The sequence below is a fragment of the Ensifer aridi genome (genome assembly GCF_002078505.1).
Taxonomy (GTDB): Bacteria; Pseudomonadota; Alphaproteobacteria; order Rhizobiales; family Rhizobiaceae; genus Sinorhizobium; species Sinorhizobium aridi.
This window is the reverse complement of the sequence record NZ_LUAV01000056.1, coordinates 1-3,841: the sequence shown is the minus strand read 5'-3', so window position 1 is coordinate 3,841 and position 3,841 is coordinate 1. Positions and strand designations below refer to the sequence as shown.

The following is a 3,841-nucleotide window of genomic DNA, read 5'->3' as shown; positions in this document are numbered from 1 at the left end:
AAACCGGGGGCGTCCATAGATGTGCCCAACAGGTCACCTGCATCAGGCGTGGTTGGCCGGTGAGCTCATTGCCCTCATAGAGCTTGTCGAAGCCTGCATAGGTGTCGGCGTGCAGAAAGCCGCGACATTCCGACAGCAGTCGATGGGCAACGTTGCCCAGATACGGTCGAAAGTGCCAAAGCTTGCCGCCATCATGGATGATGCCGAAGAGGATGTGCGCGCCTACATGACCTCTCCCAAACAGCATTGGGCCAAGCTACACAGCACCACCCCATCGAACGTCTTAACGGCGAAATCAAGCGGCGCACCGAAGTTGTCGGCATCTTTCCGAACGATGAAGCCATCGTCCGTCTCGTCGGCGCATTGCTCCTCGAGCAGAACGATGAATGGGCAGTGCAACGGTCCCGATACATGACACTGGAAACCATCAGCAAATTGAGCGATGATCCAACCATCAGCCTGCCAGCGTTGGCGCGCTGATCAGCCCGACTCCCCGCTGGAGAACGAGGCGATCACGCCGTCAGCTACATCACTCTCAGAGACACGATCGCACTGGCATCGGCGCAAAGCGTGGATTTTCCGCGATGGCGCCTTTCAAGTCTTGCTGTGTTACCTCGAAGCAGCGTCTCAGCCGGTCACCGAACCATCGATCATCGATCTGCCGAAACCCCATCTTCCCTACGGAACGCAAGGAACGCTGGTTTTCAGGCCGAACAAAGCACAGGACTCGCGGTGCTCCCAAGATCGTGAACGCAAAATCAAGGATAGCGCATCCCGCCTCTGGGGCATATTCATTGCCGGATGCGGCCTGGTAAAAGTATGCGCTGAGCTCCAGATCGTCACTATCCGGCAGAAAACCCAGGCCGCGTTGTCCAAGGAAACGGCCTTCCCGGCAGTTGCCGTCGCGCGCGAACACGGCAAAGGGACCGTAGCCACATACATTCCAATCGGCAAGTGACTTCTTGAACCAGGCACATGTGTCTGCAGAGGATGGAGACTTTCCGTCATAGACGGCATTCACCACGAAAGGGTCCTTGTGAAGTGCATTAAACCGCCCCAGGTCCCCTGGGGCTAGTGAGCGCAAGTATAGGCGCGCGGTTTCCAGAATTACCGGCATGATCCGTGCCCTCCCGCGCGGAGCAAACTGCCATCGGGTTGGTGTGCGTCTTGGATCAGGACCATCCACAACAGAAAGACGGTATCTTCGGTGAAAGTGAGCATCGAGCAATTTCTCCTCGACCGGTGACGAAGAAGCAATTGCGGATAACCTTGCATTCACCGTGCCAATGCGAATACGTTTAAAAAATCATGCCTCTCAAGCGGCGATATCGCGTTTCCGAAGCCCCTAACGCGGAACGCGACTGAACAAACGTGGCAAGTCCGTTCCCCGCAGTTGAACCCAGTCCGGCATTCCTGTGAGAACGCCAAACCCGTAATTGTCGACTTTGTCGGGTTGGCGACGGTGGTGTTCGGTATACCTTACCGCCCGCTCTCTTAAGCAGAATTTTTTTCCCTTCTTTGTGGAAAGTTGGCACGACTTTTGCAGCTCGTTGTGCGGGCGGCAAGAGCCACCAATTGGTGGGCGGCCAAAGAAGCCGCCCTGGCGCGAATACTGCTCCAAAAGAAGATAATGAAGGCCACTCCGGCCGCGTCCGATCAAACGGGAAAGACTATGAAGCTGATCCCTACGGCCCACCGAGTGCGATCGCTTGCGGAAGATGCCGGTCAACCTAGACGGAGGGCAATGACTTGGAGAAAATGAGCAGGGCGGCAGATGCAACATCGGGAAGAACTTTTGCGCCGCTCAAGAACTCGACCTTTCGTTCGATCTGGCTCGCTACGCAGGTTTCCAGCCTCGGCTGGTTCATGCAGACTGTAGCAAGCAGCTGGCTGATGGCTACGATTTCACCATCCGACATGATGGTCGCGCTTGTACAGGCTTCAACGTCGCTGCCCACGTTCATCCTGTCCATCTTCGCGGGGGCTATCGCCGATCGTTTCAGCCGTCGCAGGGTCATGTTTGCCGGTAGGTGTCTGATGACCTTAGCATCGGCCATGCTGACCGCTCTTGTGGCGTTGGCCTTAGTCGATCCGTGGGTCATTCTCGGCCTCAGCTTCCTGGCCGGATGTGGCGCCGCTCTCAACGGTCCCGCTTGGGAGGCCTCAATCGGCGATATTGTGGATCGACCGGATATTCCCGCTGCCGTCACGCTTACCTCCCTCGGATCCAATACTATTCGGGCTGTAGGACCGGCGCTCGGCGGCATCGTCGTCGGGTCGTTCGGGCTTATGACGGCTTTCTCCCTGACCACGGTTAGCTATTTTTCGCCACTGTGCGCCATAGGGCGCTGTAACTGGAAGGTTCGCTCTTTACCTCTCCCGCGCGAGTCGATGACTGCCGAAATCTACGATGGATTGCGCTTCACGGCGACGTCTTCGGAAATCAGGGCAGCGGTCGCGCGCGGTACCCTCTTTGGCCTGGCCAGCATCTCCATACTCGCGCTGCTCCCTCTGATTGTTCGCGATAAGTTCGCGGGAGGGCCGATCGCATATGGCATCTTGATGGGAGGCTTTGGTACTGGCGCGGTCCTCGGCGGCATCTCCAACAGCGTGCTCAGACGGATGCTGTCTCAGGAACGGCTGGTAACGCTTGCGTGCGCCGCATGTGCGACGTGCTCTATGTCCCTTGCTCTGACCTCTGCACTTGCATTGGCGGCAACCGCGCTCGCACTAGGCGGTGCGGGTTGGGTCATCGCCTGGTCTAGCCTTGGCGCAACTGTACAATTGGCGAGCCCCCGGTGGATCGCAGGTCGCACCATCTCGATATATTATGCATTAACGTATGGCGGCATCGCGGCAGGCAGTTGGGTGTGGGGCGCGCTGGCGCAGAATTATTCCCTGGCTTTGGCACTGACAGCCTCTGCTGGCGGTCTGTTGCTAATCGGTGGGACCGGGTTCCTCTTGCCTGTCCGCGCGCATCGAGAGTCAGAGCTAGACCTTTAAACGGGTTCAACGCGGTGGCTGCAAGGTGCATCAAAGCGAAGACCCCAATGACTCGAGCCAGCTCTCGCGCAGATAAGAGGTGGCTCGGTTTGTCTGAACAGTGCAGGCGTTTCGCTACCACTACTTTGGCAGGTTAACGCTTTGTTATCCAAGATGGCTTGATGCTGCGCGCTCCGATGAAGAGGAGCGCGTCGTGGCGGGGTGGCATGAGGAGATGATGGAATGGCTTCAGCCGTTTCTGGCGCAGCTGGGGCATAAGCGGCGGCGCCAGATGTGCCCTGCCTATGTGCGGGGCTGATCTGCCCTGGCGATCGCAAGAGCATTCAGCCAATGGCGGTGCGTAATAACGGCTTGAGTATGATTAGCTTCATCATTTCATCGGCAGCGGCGTCTGGGATGCCTCTGGGCTCGAAACGGCCCTGCTCGTTGAAGCCGACAAAGTTGGTTGGCGGCGACAATGCCCGGCGTTGCCGAAGGAGGGATGTCACTCGGTAGGCGTTGCGCCCCAATACGCCTCCGCGCTTGGGAAGACTGCCAACTGTCAGTCTCTGGTCTCGGTGACGCTCGCCGCGAGCTGGTGTCCAACCGTGCAACGGTTCTGGGAGCAGCTGTGCAGATTTCCCGAGCCAGCTCTGTCGGCTTCTGGCTGTCCGATCTTGCAGGAATTTCCTGCGATTGCGCGACAGATGGCAACGCGCCTATCAGAAGCGCCGCACCGATGGCAAGTTTCATAGTCGTGGTTTCATTCGTTCATTCCCCCTTTCTATTAGGTTTCGCCCGCTAGTAGTTCGTTGTGTCGCGACGGCGGCAGCCTTGGCGTGCGGCACATGGTGGGCTA

2 protein-coding genes and 3 pseudogenes are annotated in these 3,841 nt (G+C 58.0%); 3 read left to right on the top strand and 2 right to left on the bottom strand.

The genetic code is table 11. The features are described 5' to 3' along the window. On the bottom strand, window positions 1-247 hold a 247-nt coding region (locus AYK65_RS33425), incomplete at its 3' end, for an IS66 family transposase (protein ID WP_244560168.1). On the opposite strand from AYK65_RS33425, the pseudogene AYK65_RS31125 reads away from it, so the two are divergent. Next, window positions 158-480: pseudogene (locus AYK65_RS31125) on the top strand (transposase); the annotation flags it as partial. The gene AYK65_RS33425 and the pseudogene AYK65_RS31125 sit on opposite strands and share 90 nt — an antisense overlap. 55 nt (window positions 481-535) lie before the next feature. Here the strand turns inward: AYK65_RS31125 and AYK65_RS31120 are convergent. Continuing rightward, entirely contained in the window at window positions 536-1,117 is a 582-nt protein-coding gene (locus AYK65_RS31120) for a GNAT family N-acetyltransferase (protein WP_081163196.1), read from the bottom strand. Window positions 1,118-1,758: 641 nt separating this feature from the next. Between AYK65_RS31120 and AYK65_RS31115 the strand changes: the two are divergent. Together AYK65_RS31115 and AYK65_RS31110 are read left to right on the top strand one after the other, a co-directional pair. Beyond that, window positions 1,759-2,991: pseudogene (locus tag AYK65_RS31115) on the top strand (MFS transporter); the annotation flags it as partial. Between the two features lie 226 nt (window positions 2,992-3,217). Further along, a pseudogene (locus AYK65_RS31110) lies at window positions 3,218-3,593 on the top strand (transposase); the annotation flags it as partial. Window positions 3,594-3,841: the final 248 nt, after the last annotated feature.